The organism is Rickettsia endosymbiont of Halotydeus destructor (assembly GCF_049278075.1).
Lineage (GTDB): Bacteria > Pseudomonadota > Alphaproteobacteria > Rickettsiales > Rickettsiaceae > Rickettsia.
In genome coordinates this window covers 340,845-361,202 of the sequence record NZ_JAPNPB010000001.1, presented here as the reverse complement: position 1 = coordinate 361,202, position 20,358 = coordinate 340,845, and the positions used below count along the sequence as shown (strand labels likewise).

The following is a 20,358-nucleotide window of genomic DNA, read 5'->3' as shown; positions in this document are numbered from 1 at the left end:
AAATATATTAAAATAAGCTATTAATAGATTTGTAAAGATATTTATTGTGCCTGTAATTAGCCGTTTCCTTGGTATTGTAATTATGATGTATTGGAAAGATCATAATCCTCCTCATTTTCATGCTAAATATGGTGATTATGAGATAATAGTTTCAATGCGAGGTAAAGTAATGGAAGGAAAATTTCCAAAAAGAGCTTTACAATTAGTTATAGAATGGCTTTCTTTACACAAAGAAGAATTATTAGATAATTGGCGTAGAACTCAAACCGGTGAACCATTAAATTCTATTGCGCCTTTAGAGTAAAAAAATGCTACATGTAACATCAGTAAAATATATTCAAGATTATTCTCTATACCTATCTTTTGATGACGGTACGAGAGGTAATATAGATTTATATCAACATCTAAAAGGCTTAATGTTTGAACCTCTGAAAGATAAAAATTTTTTTAAAAAAGTAATGCTAGATGCAGAGTTACAAACTATTACGTGGTCTAATGGTGCCGATTTTGCTCCTGAATTTTTAAAAGATCATTTGGAAAACGATTAATTTTTTCTTTCTAGCAATTTTGATCTCGTAATGTAAAATAGTTAATACAGCAAACTTAAGCTTAAAATTAACCCAACATAATTATTAGCCTTAAATCTTATAAGGCAGTTAGCAGGATTATAAATATTTAAAGTGCCTACTTGCAATATTAATAATATTAACGCAGCTAAAATAGGTAGATGGTCGACATTATAGTTAGCAATATTTGTAGATAAGATAAATAATAATATAAAAATTATATAAAAACTATATAGCCAAAATTTATAATGTCTGTTCTCTAAATATATACTTAGTGATTTCACACCTATTTTCTTATCATCTACTAAATCCATAAAACCATAAATCGTGTCATACCCGACTGTCCAGCTACAACAAGCTAAATACATTATAAAAGCCGCTAAAGTAACTGTATTTGTTACCGCAGTATAACCTATGAGAATACCTATATTAAAAGTAAAACCTAAAAATATTTGTGGGAAATGAGTAAAACGTTTCATTAACGGATATAATATAATCATTATAAAGGCGAGAAAACCGATATATATAGCCGTCTTATTTAATGATAATAAAATTAATAAGGAGGAAATTAATAATATAATTAGTAAAAGTAAGGCATCTTTAACAGTTAACGACCCATTTGCTAAAGGTCTTTCCTTAGTCCTAGCAATGTGTTTGTCAAAATTCTTATCAAATATATCATTAATTATACAGCCTGCGCTTCTGGTAATTACACTACCCAAAAAAAATATTGATACTAATTTTATTAATTCTACTATTGTAGGCTTAGCAAGTAATATCCCAAAAAGCGCTGGGAAAAATACTAATAGATAACCGGTAGGGCTATTTAGCCTCATCAGCTTCAAAGCAAGAAAGAATTTGTTTGGCATTTTTAAAATTGACAAAAATTTATAATGGTTTTAATTGACGCAACTAAAAGGTGTAATTTTACAACAAAATTTAAATATATAACTAACTTTTAGCTAATAGTTTTTATTAAAAATTGTTTTATGCTATTTTATTAATTCCGGTTCTCATATTTGAGAACTAATAATAATTAATGAGGAAAATATGGAAAACATTATTTTAATAAAAAAACCAGCTACTCCAGCATGTTGTACAGATTGAATAATAATAAAGGGATATTAAATTATATCCCTTTATTAAATTAAGAAGTTAGTTTATATCTGAAGCAATATTATGAGTAATATAATAGAAAAAAACAAAGAATTAAATACTATATGGAATAATATAATATCTCTTGATATTATAAAACAAAAAAATAAAATGCAAGAAAAAGAATTTGAAGGGTGGAGTAAACAAAAATTGAATATAGTAGAAGAACAATATAAGCGTATGTTGTTTTTATGAGTAAAATATGAATTTCTAGATTTACCACCTTCTAAAGACATTGATACATTCTGGCATTATCATATACTAGATACTCGTAAATATCATGAAGATTGTCAAAAAATATTTGGATATTATCAACATCATAATCCTTATTTTGGTATAGGTAAAAATAAAGACGAACTTTTAAAAGCTTTTGAAAATACTTTACTATTCTATAAAAAAGAGTTTCAAGAAGAATTATATGAAACTGAAGAAATATATATAAATTAACAAATTGTTTAATATTTTCAAAGATATACGTTTTTTACTAATTTATATCGCTTCTCTAAACCATGCAATATCAAACGTTGTATTGTTAATTTTTGTATCTAAAAAAATTTTAGATGACACACATTCCCTTTTTTTATCGTCTTCAGTTTTTTCAATTATTTGGGTTCTTCCTATAATAAGCGGTAGTTTGATTGCTAAAATAAGCAATCATTCTCGTAGCATTAACGTGTTGTTAATTAATAACATTCTTAATTTACTATTAATTACTACTACGTTTTATATAACTTTAAATGACTTACATATATTGTATATAATAATTTCGCTGCGAGGATTACTAGAAGCATTAAATAGAAGTACAGCTGTTACATCTATTAAAAGATACATTGACCCTAAATTACATCAACAGTGTTTTTCTTTTTTTAATAATTCTAAAACTTTAGGATCTTTTTTAGCAGGAATGCTACTAATATATATCCCCAATATCAATAATTTTATACAAATATTAAATATTAATTTAATAAATTGTATAATATCTTTATTATGCTACTGCTACATTTTTTTTAAATGTTATAAATTTGATCTAAAAAATGATAAAGCACCAGTATTATCATATTCCTTATCCAGATGCTTTCAAGATATTGTAAGGGATAAATCTCAATTACAAAATTTATTTTATATAATTTTATCCAATTTCTTCTTTTTTGGGTATTACCAAATATCTAGAATATTTATTCCATCAAAATTTGAGGTGGGTAGTTATAATCATGTGGCATTGTTTCAAATAATAGCAAATATAGCAGTAGTTTTAGGGACCGTGTATGCAGCAACCAAGTTTAAAAAAAATACTTTTGTATTACTGGGTATAATTACAAACTGTATTATCATATCTGTAATAAATTATATTGATACTGAGTTCTTAGCATTGTTATTATATTTTACCTTAATCTTCATATATCAATCAATTTATTCAATCTCATTATCCAATATATTAAATGATACTAATAGCTCTAAAATAGGTTATGTAATCACATTTATAAATATTGCTATTACTTTATTAATGATTATCTTTATAAGTATATCATCGATCTGCGTCGACTTTATTGGTTACACATTTACATCAATATTAATTTCGATGACTTGTTTGATTATATTAATACTTTATGAACATGTACCCACAAAATTAAATAAAAAATATAAAAATCTTTTTATGTAGCGTCATCTATTGTCATAATAACTTATAACCTTTATAATAGTATTCTTAATAATTACAAATCATATGAAAGAATTTCCAAAGAATTATAATTTTTCTGAAAGTGAAAAAAAGTTACAACAATTTTGGCAAGAAAAGCAAATTTATGCTTATGACGAAAATATAGCTAAAAAAGAAACATTTGTAGTCGATACTCCTCCGCCGACGGTTTCAGGACAATTACATATCGGGCATGTTTATAGCTATACGCAAACGGATTTTATCGTACGATTTCAGCGTATGATGGGCAAAAATATTTTTTACCCGATGGGATTTGACGATAACGGTCTCCCGACGGAACGTTTAGTAGAGAAACAAAAAAAAATTAAAGCGTCTCACATGGATCGTGAACAATTTATTAAGGTTTGCGAGGAGGTAGTTCAAAGCGAAGAAGAAAAATTTAGAAATTTATTTAATCAAATTGCCTTATCCGTAGACTGGAATTTAGAATATCAAACTATTAGCCCGCTATCTCGCAAAATATCTCAAATGTCTTTTTTAGACTTAGTACAGAAAGGCGAGGTTTATCGCAATAATCAACCTATTTTGTGGGATCCAGTTGACGGTACGGCTCTTGCTCAAGCCGATATTGAAGACATCGAGAAAACCTCTCAGATGAATTATATTAACTTTAAAACTGAAAAGGATGAACCTATTACTATAGCTACTACAAGACCGGAGTTATTACCTGCCTGCGTAGCAGTGTTTTATCACCCCGAAGATGAGCGCTATAAACATTTAGTAGGTCAATTTGCCGTAACGCCGCTTTTTAATGTTAAAGTACCTCTACTTGCCGATCCTTTAGTACAACTCGATAAAGGTACGGGGCTTGTAATGTGTTGTACTTTCGGCGATCAAACCGACATTACCTGGTGGAAAACTCATAATTTACCTTTAAAAACCATCATTACTAAAAAAGGCACGATAGATTTTCCGCATAATATTGCTATAGACGGTTTAAAAATTAAAGAAGCTAGAGAGAAAATAATAGCTATTTTAAAAGAGCAAAATTTACTTATAAAACAAATAGAGATTACTCATACCGTAAAATGTGCTGAGCGTTCAGGAGCGCCGCTTGAAATATTAACCGTACCGCAATGGTTTGTGAAAACGATAGACCATAAAGAGGAATTGCTTAAGCGAGCAAATGAATTAAACTGGCATCCTGAAAATATGAAAATTCGGCTACAGAATTGGATTAACTCTATAGCTTGGGACTGGTGTATAAGCCGCCAGCGTTATTTTGGTGTGCCTTTCCCTGTTTGGTATTCCAAACGAGTCGGCGAAGAAGGCAAAGTTTTATACGCCGACATTTCACAATTGCCGATTGATCCGCTAAAGGATTTGCCTGCCGGTTATACCGCAGATGAAGTAGAGCCTGATTATGACGTAATGGATACTTGGGCAACGAGCTCGGTATCGCCGCACCTTTCAACTCATGGCATTTCTGATAATTTAGCCGTTAATGGAGATAGACACGCCAAATTATTTCCGATGGATTTAAGACCGCAAGCTCATGAAATAATTAGAACATGGGCATTTTACACTATCTTAAAGGCTCATTTACATCAAAATACTTTGCCATGGAAAAATATTATGGTTAGCGGTTGGTGTTTGGCTGAAGATCGCAGTAAAATGTCCAAATCAAAAGACAATGTTTTAATACCTGAAAAGCTGTTAGAACAGTACGGCGCTGACGTTATTCGTTATTGGTCAGCAAGCTCAAAACTTGGAGCTGATACCGCTTATTCTGAAGACGTAATGAAAAATGGCAAACGATTAGTTAATAAACTATGGAATGCCGCAAAATTCGTTTCTATTCATTTTGATAAGTTAGATGAAAAAGACAAAAATAGCGATCTTTTAAAAGTAAGCGAAAAAATTACTCATAATTTAGATAAATGGATGATTAACAAGCTAATAGAGTTAATCAGACAGGTAACAGTTGAGATGCAGAATTATGAATATGCAAATGCTATGCATTGGATAGAAAAATTCTTTTGGTCGGTATTTTGTGATAATTATCTGGAAATTAGTAAAACCAGAAGTTATAACGAAAACAATACAAATACTATAGGACAATATAGTGCTATCCTTACTCTTTATCATGTAATGCAGGTCTTATTGAAGCTGTTTGCTCCTTTCGTGCCTCATATCACTGAAGAGATTTATCAGCTTTTATATAGTGAAGGGAAATCCATACATGAAAAAGGAAATTGGCCGAATTATAATAATTTAAACTACATTATAGATTCAAAACAGGCAGAAGGTTTATTAGAAATCCTGGATCTAGTGCGCAAATTTAAAGCTGAGAAAAATCTTTCAATTAAAGCTCCTATCACTCTAATTGAGGTTAAAGGTATAGAATTATCGCCTGATTTAACAGCAGATTTAAAGAGCGTAACATCAGCGGTATCTATAAAATATTATTTACCGGAAGATAAAATTGAGATTAACATTACTCAAAACTAAATTATGTCTATAAATAAAACTTCCAATAAACTTGCAGGACTAGCAATAATTATTTTTGGTTCCTGGCTTACTTATATTTATGTATGGGAGCATGATTGGCGCTATGTTACACCTACCGATAAACAAGTGAAAAACTATACTATTAGTGAAACTACAGCACTTAATATGTATCAATTAATGAAAGATACGCATGAGATACTTGTCAAACATCACATAAATTACTGGGTTGAAGGTGGTACTCTTTTAGGTGCCGTAAGACATAAAGGAATAATCCCTTTTGATGATGACCTGGATATTGGCATAATACATGAGGAGGAAATAAAACTTCAAAAAATATTCCCAGAATTTACAAAACTTGGCTACGAAATAAGACATGACCAAATTTATACCATATGTAAAAAAGTCTGCTTAGATATTTTTATCTTTCACCAAGAAGATAATAAATTTATATATACTAATATGAGTGTACGTAAAAGATTTCCAAATGATTATTTTTACGATCATGAGCTATTTCCGCTAAGAAAATATCAATTCGGTAATATAGAAGTTTATGGTCCACAAAAACCTCAAGGAAATCTTAATAGACAATATTCGGAATGGGATAAATATGCAGTTATACAACAACCTCATAATAATCATCTTTCTTTTTTAACCAATATCGAAAAAAAAACAAAGTTCTTGCTAACTCCGGCCCTTCTAAAACCCGCACAGCCTTTAGGGCCGCTAGAGGATAGAGTGAAATAACTAGTGCAAATATATTTTGTATTAGTTATTATCTAATATTAAAAATTATTTCTATATCTATGCCTTATTTATTATGCACTATCATAACTACAGCAATTAGCTTATTAGCTCTAATAATTTTGTTTTATATTAAAATTAAAACCTTAAAAACTGAGTTAAAATTTTTAGCCGATCATAATATAGAGCTAACTAATAGCCAGCAGTTGCTTAATCAAGAAAAAATAACGTATTTACAAAAAATCGAACAACTTAGTTGTAAAATAGAATATCAAGAGCAGACTATTAAAGATTCTGAAAGAATAAGAAGTGAATCATTTTCATCAGCAAAAGCTGCCTTATTTGATTTAGGCAAGGATTTATCCAAGCAATTAATTGAAATTCATAAAATGGAGAATACGGCAGCAAGGGAACTGTCGGAGAAAAATATCGCTACTGCTTCAGGAAAATTTAACAGCGAGTTTGAGCGGTTAATTACGATGGTAGGAGCATTAAATAAAGATATCGAGCAGTCAAAAGGGACTGTCGATTTAATTAAGCAGTCTCTACTCTCCCCAATCGGCGCAGGTTTACTTGCCGAAATTACTTTAGAGAATATTTTGAAATCATCGGGCTTACGCCCTAATTTAGATTTCATCATTCAATACGGTTTAACAACGCAAGATAACGCACGCCTGCGACCTGACGCATTAATTTTTCTTCCTTCCGGTAATTTAATGGTTATTGATGCTAAAGCTTCTAAGTTTTTAGTAGATGAGCAAAATCCGGCAAATCTTAGCAAAACTATGAATTATCATTTAAAATCTCTTGCTAATAAAGATTATGCTGAAAATATTTTAGCCAATTTACATAATAAAGAAGAACATTATAATAATATTATAACATTAATGTTTTTACCGACCGAACAAGCCGTTGAGAAAATCCTTATCGCCGATCCTAATTTCCTACAAAAAGCTTGGACAAATAATATATTTCCGGTAGGCCCTAGCGGGATTATGAATATGTTATCATTTGCTAGATTTCAAATTACCGATCATCGCCGCTCAGAAAACTATAAAGTAATTATAGAAGAAGTCAGGAAGTTATTAGGTTCAATAGGTACTATGGCTGATTATTCCCAAAAAATTGGTAATAATTTACAAAATATGGTTACTAATTATGATAAATTTGCCGGCTCATTTAATCGTAGTTTTATTTCACGAGTTAAAAATATTCAAAAACTCGGAATTGATTCAGGCAGTAAAACATTACTACAATCGCTAGAGCGTTATCAAATCGTTTCCTCTAAATCAGAAATTATCGAAGTTGAAGTAAATGATAAGATTGAGCAGATAGAGGAAGCGAAAGAGTAGAGGTTGTTGCGTGGCCTTATAATCGTCATTGCGAGCGACCTTTGGTCGCTCGGTAATCTAAAAATAATAAATTTTATAGAGTTTTTACCGTTTTTTTAGATTGTCACGCGGTTTTTTGAATCTCCTCGCAATGACGTTTGAGATACTCATATAATAATACCTTTCCGCACAGGTGAGAAGGTATTGTTACGTGGATGACAAAACGAGTATAATGTCATACCGAGGCCCCTCCCACTGTATCCAGAAAAACATACAATGGTAATTGTTTTAGATTTTTACCTGGATTCCGTGAATAAATCACGGAATAACATGTTTGGTTGATCTATGCAACAATACCTTCACGGGAATGACAATGAAACCGAAATACTAAGAGGCATTCTCTTGATCGAGTTTTGCTGCGAGCTTACGCATTTTGTTCATATAGAAACCTGTTCCCGCCGGTACTAAACGTCCGACAATAACATTCTCTTTTAACCCTAGTAACTTATCAACTTTACCTGCAATAGCAGCTTCGGTTAGAACTCTTGTAGTTTCCTGGAATGAAGCAGCAGAAATAAATGAACGAGTTTGCAGAGAAGCTTTAGTAATACCCTGTAATATTGCCTGAGCTTCAGCAGGTTTCAAACCATTTTTAGTAGCTTTTTCATTGAACTCTGCAAATTCACGACGATCTATTTTTTCGCCTACTAATAAAGTAGTTCCACCGGAATCAGTAATTTCTACTTTTTGTAACATTTGACGAATTATTACTTCTATATGTTTATCGTCAATTTTTACCCCTTGCAGGCGATACACAGCTTGAATTTCTTTTACTATATAATTAGCGAGTACTTCTACTCCCATTACTTTTAAAATATCTTGAAGTACTGGGTTACCGTCAATCAACAAATCACCTTTTTTAACAAAATCGCCTTCATTGATTACTACGTGTTTACCTTTCGGTACCATAAATTCAATAGGCATCGAGCCGTCGCTTGGATGAATAACTAAACGCCTCTTCGACTTATAATCTTTACCAAATTCAACTCTTCCATCTATTTCGGCAATCACGGCATGATCTTTCGGACGCCTTGCTTCTACTAGCTCTGCAACTCTTGGCAATCCGCCAGTAATATCTTTTGTCATAGTTGATTCTTTCGGAATACGCGCAACTATATCACCCACCGATATTTGTACTCCATCTTCTACGCTTAAAATTGCTCCGACCGGTAAGTAATATCTAGCTTCTAAACCGTTTGATAAGGTAATAACTTCTCCCTTACTATCAAGTAACTGAATACGGGGGCGCAATTCTGCACCACGTGAATATTGTTTTGATTCTATAATTACTTTGCTGGCAATACCTGTTGCTTCATCAGTTACGTCGCGAATTGACATTCCCTCTACCATATCTTTAAACAAGACTTTACCAGATTTTTCCGTGATAATCGGCACGGTATAAGGATCCCACTCGGCTAATTTTTGTGTTTTAATAACCATATCTCCGTCATCAACGATCAACCTAGCACCGTATGGTATTTTATGACGTGCTTTCTCATTACCGTTAGCATCAAGTAATAATAATTCACAAGCACGGCTCATAACAATTTTACGCCCTTCGGAGTTAATAACTACGTTACGGCTTAAAATTTTAACTTTTGCATCATATGAGGCTTCTACCGAAGAAATTTCTGCTCCTTTAGTTGCAGCACCGCCAATATGGAAAGTTCTCATAGTTAACTGCGTCCCTGGCTCACCGATAGATTGCGCTGCAATTACTCCGATAGCCTCACCTTCAGCCACTAATGCGCCAGTAGCAAGATCTCTACCGTAGCATGTACTACATATACTAGTAGTACTTTCGCACGTTAGAACCGATTTAACCATTAACCTGTCTAAACCCGCAGATTCGATTTCTTCTAATTTAGCTTCGTCAATTAACTCACCCGTACTTAGAATTAAATCATTAGTAACTGGATGATAAGTATTAATAGCGGCTGTACGCCCTAAAATTTGATCGGCAAGCGTTACCATAACTTCACCGCCATCAATAATAGTTTTTACTTCGATACCTTTACTTGTTCCACAATCCATTTCCGTAATAATACAGTCTTGCGCAACATCTACTAATTTCCTTGTTAAATAACCGGAACTTGCAGTTTTTAGAGCTGTATCTATCTGCCCTTTACGCATCCCATTGGCAGAGATAAAACACTCAAATTCTGTTAACCCTTCATAGAAATTGGAAATAATTGGCGTCTCAATAATTTGACCATTTGATTTAGTCATTGAACCGCGCATACCGCCTAACTGTTTAATTTGTGCAAATGACCCTCTGGCACCTGAAATAGCCATCATGTAAATAGAATTTATTTTCTGATGATTTGGCTCATCATTAACTACAGGCGTTGCAATTTCTTTCATCATGTCATTTGCCACCCTATCGGTACATCTTGACCATGAATCCACTACTTTGTTATATTTTTCACCGTAGGTAATTAAACCGTTGGAATATTGCTGTTCGAATTCTTTTACTTCAGTGCGTGTTTCTTCTATATGATTCCATTTGGATTTTGGCACAACCATGTCGTCCATACCAAAGGAAATACCTGAAGAACAGGCATATTTAAATCCGAGCTTCATTAATTGATCAGCAAAAATCACTGTCGCTTTCTGACCACAATGACGATATACTAAATCTATTACTGCCGATATATCTTTTTTAGTTAGCGGTTTATTAATAAATTTAAATCCTATATTAGGACTAGGAGGCAATAATTCGCCGACCATTAATCTACCGAAAGTAGTATCAACTATAGTAGCACTCATTTCTCCTTCGGCATTCAACTGATTCCGACGAAATTTTATTTTCGTATGAATAGTTATGGCTTTTTCATATAAAGCATGTTCCATTTCTGCTAAATCAGCAAAGATCATCCCTTCACCTACTTCATTATCAAAAGTAAGGGTTAAGTAGTAAAGACCAAGAACTATATCTTTATCCGGAACAATAATCGGTCTACCGTTTGCAGGGCTTAAGATATTATTAGTAGACATCATAAACACCCTAGCTTCCAGCTGGGCTTCAATCGAGAGAGGTATATGTACAGCCATCTGATCGCCGTCAAAATCTGCATTAAAGGCAGCACAAACTAACGGATGAAGCTGGATAGCCTTACCCTCTATCAGTAAAGGCTCAAATGCTTGTATTCCAAGGCGGTGTAAGGTAGGCGCTCTATTAAGTAATACGGGATGCTCTCTTATAACTTCTTCTAATACATCCCACACTTCTGGCTTTTCAGCTTCAACCATTTTTTTAGCTGCTTTTATGGTGGTAGCAATTCCGTATAATTCAAGCTTGGAATAAATAAACGGTTTGAATAATTCCAAAGCCATTTTTTTCGGTAAACCGCACTGATGTAATTTAAGCTCAGGCCCTACCACGATAACGGAACGACCGGAATAATCGACCCTTTTACCTAAAAGATTCTGACGGAAACGCCCTTGTTTACCTTTTAACATATCGCTTAATGATTTAAAAGGACGCTTGTTAGCATTTTTTACTGCTTTACCGCGACGACCGTTATCAAGTAAAGCATCAACCGCTTCCTGTAGCATTCTTTTTTCGTTTCTAACTATTATGTCAGGAGCTCTTAAATCAATAAGTCTTTTTAAACGATTATTTCTATTAATTACCCGACGATAAAGTTCATTAAGATCAGATGTTGCAAACCGCCCTCCGTCAAGCATAACAAGCGGTCTTATTTCCGGCGGAATAACCGGTAAGACGTTCATAATCATCCATTCAGGTTTATTTTCCGACTCAAGAAAATCTTCAACTAATTTTAAACGTTTTACTAACTTTTTCTTTTTAACTTCTGAAGAAGTATTTAATAATTCTTCATATAACTGTTCTTTTAATTTTGGAAAATCTAGTTCGGCAAGCATTTGCTGAACAACCTCAGCCCCGATAGAAGCGGTAAACGCATCCTCGCCGTATTTATCTTTAGCTTTCTGTAATTCTTCTTCCGATAAAAGTTCACCTTTTTGTAAAACCGATAAGCCCGGATCAGTAACCACATAACTTTCAAAATATAATATCTTTTCTATATCTCTCATCGTCATATCAAGAAGTGTGCTAATTCTTGACGGTAATGATTTTAAAAACCAGATATGAGCTACAGGAGCTGCAAGCTCTATATGTCCCATTCTTTCACGTCTTACTCTGGAAACAGTAACTTCAACACCGCATTTTTCACAGGTAATACCACGGTTTTTCATACGCTTATATTTACCGCAAAGGCATTCGTAATCTTTTACGGGACCAAAAATTCTAGCACAAAATAAACCATCTTTTTCTGGTTTAAAAGTACGATAATTAATAGTCTCCGGCTTCATTACTTCACCGAAAGACCATGAACGCACTTGATCCGGACTAGCTATATTGATCCTTATTTGATCAAATTGCTGAGTATTACTTAATTGCCCGTAAAAATTTACCACTCCAGTCATAAATATTTTTCCTTAAAATTTATAAGACGGTTTATATTATTCGTATTTCTATTCAATATCTAGGCCGTTATTGCAAGCCAGCATTGTTATGTGGCAATTGTCATTCCCGTGAAAATGGGAATCCAGAAAAAACACTTAAAACAAGCAGCATTATATAAAAATTTACTATATAATCCGCTTAAATATTCTCTGGATTCCTGCTTTCGCAGGAAGGTATTGTTGCGTAGATACCCTAAACGTCCTAGGCGTCATTCCCTCGAAAGAGGGAATCTACTTAACAATATAACAAAAATTAGATACCAGCTTTCGCTGGTATGACACCAAAAATTCGAGCCATGCGACAAGACCTGCAGCGCCTCGCCATGACGATTTTGGTAACCTCTCAACAATTTCCTATCACAATGATAGCTTGATCAAACTTCTAACTTGAAGTTGTATCTTCAAGTTTTACGTTAAGACATAAAGACCTGAATTCTTTTATCATTACATTAAAAGATTCAGGGATACCTGACTCAAAATTATTGTCTCCACGTACTATGGAATCATAAATTTTGATTCTGCCGTTTACATCATCCGACTTAACGGTTAACATTTCCTGTAATGTATAAGCAGCACCGTAAGCCTGTAATGCCCAACATTCCATTTCTCCAAAACGTTGCCCACCGAAATGTGATTTTCCGCCCAGAGGCTGTTGAGTCACTAAACTATAAGGCCCGATAGAACGTGCATGAATTTTATTATCAACCAAGTGATGTAATTTTAGTAAATATTTTTGCCCAACGGTAACACGACGATCAAAATATTCGCCCGTTCTGCCGTCAATTAGTTTTACCTGCCCTGAAGTATCCTGATCGGCAAGCTTTAGCATTTCCTTAACATCCTCAACTTTTGCCCCATCAAATACCGGCGTTGCAAAATATACTCCCTTACTAACTTCACGACCAAAATTAATAATCTCTTCATCCGACATGTTTAGTATTTGGTTAGCACTTTCACCATATAAATGAGAGATAAAAGACTTAATCTCTTTTATACTTATTTCTTCATTTTTATATTGAGTAATTAACCCGGATATTTTTTTGGCTAAATTGACTGATGCCCAACCGAGATGCGTTTCTAAAATTTGCCCGATATTCATCCTTGAAGGCAACCCAAGAGGATTAAGCACAATATCTACTACTGTCCCATCTTCTAAAAACGGCATATCTTCCTCCGGCATTATACGAGAAATAACCCCTTTGTTACCATGCCTTCCGGCCATTTTATCACCAGGTTGTAATTTATGTTTAGTAGCAATAAATACTTTGACCACCTTTAAAGCACCTTGCGGCAAATCATCACCACTTTGTAACTTCTCTACCTTACCAGTAAATCTTTTATTAAGAATATCTTTTTTCTCATCATAATGATGTTTTATTTGCTCAATTTCACTCATTATGGTCGAATCTTCAACTATGAGCTGCCAGAATTGTCCTTTAGATAAATTTTCTAACATTTTTTTAGTAATCGTTTGACCGGCTTTGACAGATTTAGGTCCGTTAACGATTATTTGATCTATAAGAATTTTTTCTAACCTTGCAAAAACAAAATGCTCAATAATTTCTAATTCATCATCCCTATCTTTAGCAAGTTTTTCTATTTGCTGCTTTTCGATAGCTATAGCTCTCTCATCTTTTTCGACTCCCCGACGAGAAAATACTCTCACTTCTACTACCGTACCGCTAACTCCTGAAGGCACATGCAATGACGAGTCCTTAACATCAAAAGCTTTTTCTCCGAAAATTGCTCTGAGTAATTTTTCTTCCGGCGTAATCGGCGATTCACTTTTTGGCGTTACTTTCCCGACCAGAATATCTCCGGATTTTACCTCTGCACCGACGTAAATAATTCCTACCTCATCAAGGTGGCGCAGACTTTCCTCACTTGCATTAGGTATATCACGGGTAATTTCTTCAGGACCAAGTCGCGTATCTCTGGCAATAACTTCAAATTCTTCAATATGAATAGAGGTAAAAACATCTTCTTTTACTATCCTTTCCGATATTAAAATTGAATCTTCAAAATTATAACCGCTCCATGGAATAAAGGCGACCAGCACATTTCTGCCTAATGCAATCTCCCCATTATCGGTACTCGGCCCGTCAGCGATAATATCATTTTTCTTAACATGATAACCGACCTGAACCAAAGGTTTTTGATTGATACAGGTATTATGGTTAGATTTCTGGAATTTTAATAAATTATAGATATCAACAGAAGGTGATCCGTCAGATCTTTCCTGCATGGTTCTAATTACAATTCTATTTGAATCCACCTGCTCAACTATCCCATCATGTAAAGCAAGCACAGACGCCCCCGAATCCTTTGCTACTACTCCTTCAACTCCTGTACCGACAAAAGGCGCATCTGACTTAATTAAAGGCACGGCTTGCCGTTGCATGTTTGATCCCATTAAAGCACGGTTAGCATCGTCATTCTCAAGGAATGGAATAAGCGAGGCCGCAATAGACACGATTTGCATAGGAGTAATATCAATGAAATCTACTTCATTCGGTTCTGTCAAAGCAAAATTACCGCCTTCAATTCGGCAATTGATAACTTCGTCCTGCAGTACGCCATTTTTATCAACTTTAGAATTAGCTTGACCGATTTTATATTTTCCTTCTTCAATCGCAGATAAATAAATTACTTCGTCTGTTACTTTTCCGTTTATAACTTTTCTATAAGGACTTTCAATAAAACCGTGTTTATTAATTCTAGCATAAGTAGCCATCGAATTAATTAAACCGATATTTTGACCTTCCGGCGTTTCAATAGGGCAAATACGACCGTAATGAGTAGGATGTACGTCACGCACTTCAAAACCGGCTCTGTCACGGCTTAAGCCTCCGGGACCAAGGGCCGACAATCTTCTTTTATGAGTTATTTCCGATAATGGATTAGTTTGATCCATAAACTGCGATAGTTGCGAAGTACTGAAAAATTCTTTTACTACGGAAACCAAAATTTTAGAATTCACCAGGTCATGAGGCATTACGGTATCAACGTCACCTGCCGACATTCTTTCAATTACCGACTTCTCCATACGGACAAGACCTATTCTAAACTGATTTTCAATCAATTCTCCAACAGATCTAACTCTTCTATTACCCAAATGATCGATATCATCTATGATCCCCCTGCCATCCTTAAGCTCTACCAAAACCCTTAAAATATGCTTGATATCGTCAGTGGTAAGAATAGTATTTTCTTCAGGTATATTAAGCTCTAACCTGGAATTCATTTTTATCCGACCAACTTCTGAAAGATCATATCTTTCCGGCTCAAAAAATAAATTATGAAATAAAGCTTCCGCAGCTTCAATATTTGCTGGCTCTCCAGGTCTTAATACCCTAACTATATCAAATAAAGCTGACTCACGGTCCTGATTTTTATCAGCAAACAAAGTATTTCTTATATAAGGACCTGACTGAGGATTTATAACCAACACTCCGACAGATGTAATTTTTAGCTCGGAAATAACTTTCAGCATATCGGCAGTAATCATTTCACCAACACCGGCTAGTATTTCATTACTAATCGGATCTACTAAATCTTCTGACAGGTATTTACCGATTAGAGATTCATGCGTTACTAAAATATGTTTTATTCCTTCGCTTACATATTTTTTAGCTAAGCGTGGAGTAATTTTTTGACCCGCCTCAAGTATTACTTCCCCCGTATCAGCATTTATTAAATCACTTGTTAAACGATGAGCAGCAATAGATTTTGGCATGAACTCAACCGCCCAACCTTTATCTTTAGCTAAGTAATTTACCGTTTGATAGTAAAATTTTATAATTTCATTAGTAGTCATCCCTATTGCTCTAAGTAAACTCGTAGCATAGAGCTTTCTTTTTCTATCTATTCTAAAATAAACGATATCTTTAGCATCAAATTCTAAATCAAGCCATGATCCTCTATACGGAATAACTCTAGCGGAATATAGTAACTTTCCTGAGGAGTGGACTTTACCTTCATCATGGTAGAAAAATACTCCAGGAGAACGATGCATTTGAGAAACTACTACTCGCTCCGTACCATTAATAATAAAAGTACCGTTTTTTGTCATTAACGGGATATCTCCCATATAGACTTCTTGCTCTTTAATACCTTTAATTTCTCTTGCGCCTGTATCTTCATCAATATCCCAGATACTAAGCCTTAAAGTTACTTTAAGAGGAGCAGCATAACTTAAGCTTCTTTGACTGCACTCTTCTACGTCATATTTCGGCGCATCAAATTCATATTTAACAAATTCTAAATTAGCAATATTTGAAGGATCAGAAATAGGAAAAATAGAGTTTAATATTGATTGCAATCCTTTATTTTTTCTGTCTACATCTTTTATCGTAAGCTGTAAAAAATTTTTCTCGTAGGAATTTTTTTGAATTTCAATTAAATTTGGTATATCTGCTACTAAATTTATGTGTCCAAAATTTTTTCTTATTCTTTTACTATTTGACAAGGGCTGAGTTGTAATATTATCCCTTAATGAAGCCATATAATCTCCTAATAAAACTGTTGCCGATAAATTTTTACTTCTTTTTGCCGATAAAATATTATACAGCAAGAAGCTATTGTTGCATGAAGCGTATTTTTGACGCCATTACTAATTGAAATGACTTAAATTTTTTAATTTAATCAATAAGTAAAACCTAAATCAGATAATTTTTCTTATTTTAAGCTTTTTCTTAAATTGTTGCTTTTATAAAATAGTGCTAAATATACTTTACTTATCCCTATTTACAAAAAAGTATAGAAAATACCACAGAAATTTAAAAAAATTATAGTAGTTATTTTATTTATTAGTCACCTTAAAATATCTTAAATTTATTTTAAGGTGACTAAATTACTATAAATTTCATAATAATTTTTGTATTGTGAGTACTTCTAGCTAGACCATTGATATTTTTTTGGATTACCACGTTATTGTTTAGGTTAACCTATAAAAAAATATTGTTAAGAATGTGCTATCTGCATGAACGACAACCCTTTGATATTATTTTTGCATAGATATTACATTCATAGTAACACCATGTTGCGCGACTCAAACTTTTGATATCATTCTTGATAAGGGCATTATTATTGTTGCATACCATAAAACATCATTACAAACCATTGAAAGCAGTACAACGGTTCAAGAATAATAATTTCAAAGTATTTTTGTATTATTTTTTTAGACCTCCAAGCCGTGACTATCGAACCCATTCACAGCGAGGGGTCTTTTTTAATAGTTTTGATCCATACAATAAATAGCTTTTTGTAAAAACAAAAGTTTGAACTTTTTGTCATATCGAATAAGTTTGGCATCTCTCTATAATTATATCTTAAAATAAATTTAGGATATTTTATTTTCTGAATCTTTAACTTTACAAAAATAACATCAAGACGTTTTTATTGTTCTAATAATAATCTTTATAATAATTCTAAATGCATTAACAAGACACAATCTCTTAAACATCTACATAAATGCAAATATACTATTATAAATTTTATAATTAAAAATTAAGCTTGGATTATTTTAATTCAACTTTTGCGCCAGCCGTTTCTAAGCTTGCTTTAATTTTTTCAGCTTCTTCCTTGTTTACACCATGTTTAATCGGTTTAGGAGCTTCACTTACTAAATTTTTAGCTTCTATTAAGCCAAGCCCGGTAATTTCTCTTACCACTTTAATTACTTCGATTTTTTTCTCACCACTACTCACTAAGATCACATCAAAATCTGTTTTTTCAGCAGCAGCCTCAGCAGCAGCAGGTGCAGCAGCAGCCATAGCAACAGGTGCAGCAGCAGAAACACCCCATTTTTCTTCAAGAATTTTTGCAAGGTCAGCTGCTTGCATTACTGTTAAGCTTGATAATTCTTTTTCAAGTTTAGCTAAATCTGTCATAGTTTTTTCCTTTTTACTTTAAATATCTTAATTAATTTTTATTAACATACGCTTGCACCACTCGTGCCAAACTTGAAGCCGGCGCTTGTAATACACCTGCTAATTTTGTAGCAGGAGCTTGTAACAATCCTATAATTTTACCTCTAAGTTCATTTAAGGATGGCAACTTAGAAAGCTCTCTTATTGACTGTTCATTTAATACTTGATCATTAACTATACCACCTACTATTTTAAGATTGTCATTAGCTTTAACAAAATCTACAACTAGTTTCGCTGCTTCAACTGGATCTTTAGAGTAAGCAATTGCGGTAGGACCCGTAAATAAGTTAGCAGCTTTATCTAGCCCTACGTTGTTGGCGGCTATCCTATTAATAACTATTTTGGCCAAAGTATTTTTAACAACTTTAAAACCGGCTCCTTTAACTTTAAGAGATTCTCTAAGTGAACTAATTTGGCTAACAGTTAATCCATGATAATGGGCAACAATTATAGACGCTGATTCTTTGCAAATCTTTTCAAGCTCTTCTACAACTATTGGTTTTTCCGATCTTAACACTTTTAATTACTCCTTATACTTATTATACACTTAATTTATAGTATAATTTTTAATCATTAAGTTTACACGTTAAATATTTTACAATTTTCCTTTGCGCTTGAAGATACGCATAGCTTATTTTGCTCTAAAATTTAAGTCTATGTATTAATGCTTTTTACTATACTATACTAGCTAAATCTATTTTTACCGACGGTCCCATAGTAGATGATAAATATATTGCCTTTAAATAATTTCCTTTAACACCTGAAGGCTTTGCTTTGACGACCGCTGTAATAAAAGCTTGTAAATTTTTCAATAAATCCGCTGCCGAAAAAGATAATTTTCCGATTCCCGCATGGATTATACCTGCTTTTTCTGCTCTATATTCTACCTGCCCGCTTTTAGCATTTTTTATGGCAGTTGTAATATCTACGGTTACGGTACCAAGCTTAGGGTTAGGCATTAAACCTTTAGGTCCTAAAATTCGTGCAACCGAACCGATCACAGACATCATATCTGGGGTTGCTATACAAATATCAAAATTAATTTTGCCGGCTTTAATTTCTTCAACAATATCTACTGAGCCAACAAGATCCGCCCCAGCTTTTTTTGCCTCTTCTACTCTGTCTTCTTTACAAATAACCGCGACTTTTACTTCTTTACCTGTACCAGCAGGCAAAGTAATAACTCCCCGTACCATCTGATCTGAATGTCTTGGATCCACGCCTAATTTCATTACTACTTCTAAAGTTTCATCAAATTTTACATATGATGTAGACTTTAAAAATTCAATACCGCTTGTTAAATTATATAAAGCAGATATATCTAATTTTTCTCTAGCTTGTCTTATTTTTTTACCGCCGCTAGCTTTAATGTTAGCAGTTTTTTTGTTTATTGACATATGATTAATTCCCTACAACTTCCAATCCCATAGACTCAGCGGTACCACGAATAATTTTTGCCGCCGCTTCAATATCATTAGTATTAAGATCAACTATTTTAAGTTTAGCAATCTCACGACAATCATCCATAGTAACTTTACCAATTACTACCTCTTTTTTAGTAGCCTTTGATCCTTTTTCAATTTTAGCATACTGCTTCAAATAATAAGACGCAGGAGGTGTTTTAATTTTAAAAGTAAAACTACTGTCTTCATAAACAGTAATTACAGTAGGCAAAGGCGTATTAGGAGCAATATTTTGTGTTGCGGCATTAAAGGCTTTACAAAATTCCATAATATTGACTTTTCGCTGACCGAGCGCGGGCCCAATAGGCGGAGCCGGAGCAGCCTTAGCTGCCGGAATAATTAAATTAATATAACCTTTTATTTTTTTTGCCATTGATAAATCCTTACTTTATTTGCTCTTATTATTTTTTTAAAGCAGCAAATTTAATTTTTAGTTTTTATGAAAAACTTTTG

14 protein-coding genes are annotated in these 20,358 nt (G+C 33.3%); 7 read left to right on the top strand and 7 right to left on the bottom strand.

The genetic code is table 11. The features are described 5' to 3' along the window. Window positions 1–46 precede the first annotated feature (46 nt). Together OTR29_RS01615 and OTR29_RS01610 are read left to right on the top strand one after the other, a co-directional pair. Window positions 47–304 carry a DUF4160 domain-containing protein gene (locus OTR29_RS01615; RefSeq protein WP_422228916.1) on the top strand — a complete coding sequence of 86 codons (258 nt, stop codon included), beginning with the start codon at window positions 47–49 and terminating at the stop codon, window positions 302–304. A 4-nt stretch (window positions 305–308) separates the two neighbouring features. Next, complete coding sequence (locus OTR29_RS01610) at window positions 309–548, top strand: DUF2442 domain-containing protein (RefSeq protein ID WP_422228915.1); 240 nt, start codon at window positions 309–311, stop codon at window positions 546–548. A gap of 41 nt (window positions 549–589) precedes the next feature. Here the strand turns inward: OTR29_RS01610 and ubiA are convergent, their stop codons facing one another. Next, window positions 590–1,435: a 4-hydroxybenzoate octaprenyltransferase gene (gene ubiA, locus OTR29_RS01605; RefSeq protein ID WP_422228914.1), complete on the bottom strand. Its 846-nt coding sequence runs from the start codon at window positions 1,433–1,435 to the stop codon at window positions 590–592. Between the two features lie 310 nt (window positions 1,436–1,745). Between ubiA and OTR29_RS01600 the strand changes: the two genes are divergently transcribed. From OTR29_RS01600 to OTR29_RS01580, 5 genes are all read left to right on the top strand, one after another. Further along, window positions 1,746–1,916 carry a hypothetical protein gene (locus tag OTR29_RS01600; RefSeq protein WP_422228913.1) on the top strand — a complete coding sequence of 57 codons (171 nt, stop codon included), beginning with the start codon at window positions 1,746–1,748 and terminating at the stop codon, window positions 1,914–1,916. Between the two features lie 256 nt (window positions 1,917–2,172). Beyond that, the gene (locus OTR29_RS01595; RefSeq protein ID WP_422228912.1) at window positions 2,173–3,381 is read left to right on the top strand and encodes an MFS transporter; all 1,209 of its coding nucleotides are present in this window, start codon (window positions 2,173–2,175) and stop codon (window positions 3,379–3,381) included. 63 nt (window positions 3,382–3,444) lie between these two features. Beyond that, complete coding sequence (locus OTR29_RS01590; RefSeq protein ID WP_422228911.1) at window positions 3,445–5,889, top strand: valine--tRNA ligase; 2,445 nt, start codon at window positions 3,445–3,447, stop codon at window positions 5,887–5,889. A 3-nt stretch (window positions 5,890–5,892) separates the two neighbouring features. Next, window positions 5,893–6,633 (top strand): LicD family protein, encoded by a 741-nt coding sequence (locus tag OTR29_RS01585; RefSeq protein WP_422228910.1) that lies wholly within the window; start codon window positions 5,893–5,895, stop codon window positions 6,631–6,633. Window positions 6,634–6,692: 59 nt separating this feature from the next. Further along, window positions 6,693–7,982, top strand: a complete 1,290-nt coding sequence (locus OTR29_RS01580; RefSeq protein WP_422228909.1) for a DNA recombination protein RmuC — start codon at window positions 6,693–6,695, stop codon at window positions 7,980–7,982. A 366-nt stretch (window positions 7,983–8,348) separates the two neighbouring features. Here OTR29_RS01580 and rpoC read toward each other — a convergent pair whose 3' ends face one another. From rpoC to rplK, 6 genes are all read right to left on the bottom strand, one after another. After that, a complete protein-coding gene (rpoC, locus tag OTR29_RS01575) occupies window positions 8,349–12,473 on the bottom strand; it encodes a DNA-directed RNA polymerase subunit beta' (protein WP_422228908.1) in 4,125 nt (1,374 codons plus the stop codon). 421 nt (window positions 12,474–12,894) lie between these two features. After that, on the bottom strand, window positions 12,895–17,016 hold the full coding sequence (rpoB, locus tag OTR29_RS01570; RefSeq protein ID WP_422228907.1) for a DNA-directed RNA polymerase subunit beta: 4,122 nt from the start codon (window positions 17,014–17,016) through the stop codon (window positions 12,895–12,897). Window positions 17,017–18,031: 1,015 nt separating this feature from the next. After that, on the bottom strand, window positions 18,032–18,403 hold the full coding sequence (gene rplL / locus OTR29_RS01565) for a 50S ribosomal protein L7/L12 (RefSeq protein ID WP_422228906.1): 372 nt from the start codon (window positions 18,401–18,403) through the stop codon (window positions 18,032–18,034). Window positions 18,404–18,434: 31 nt separating this feature from the next. Further along, window positions 18,435–18,959 (bottom strand): 50S ribosomal protein L10, encoded by a 525-nt coding sequence (gene rplJ, locus OTR29_RS01560; protein ID WP_422228905.1) that lies wholly within the window; start codon window positions 18,957–18,959, stop codon window positions 18,435–18,437. Between the two features lie 157 nt (window positions 18,960–19,116). Then, entirely contained in the window at window positions 19,117–19,839 is a 723-nt protein-coding gene (rplA, locus tag OTR29_RS01555) for a 50S ribosomal protein L1 (RefSeq protein ID WP_422228904.1), read from the bottom strand. A gap of 4 nt (window positions 19,840–19,843) precedes the next feature. Beyond that, window positions 19,844–20,278, bottom strand: coding sequence for a 50S ribosomal protein L11 (rplK, locus tag OTR29_RS01550; protein WP_422228903.1), 435 nt, complete (start codon window positions 20,276–20,278; stop codon window positions 19,844–19,846). Window positions 20,279–20,358: the final 80 nt, after the last annotated feature.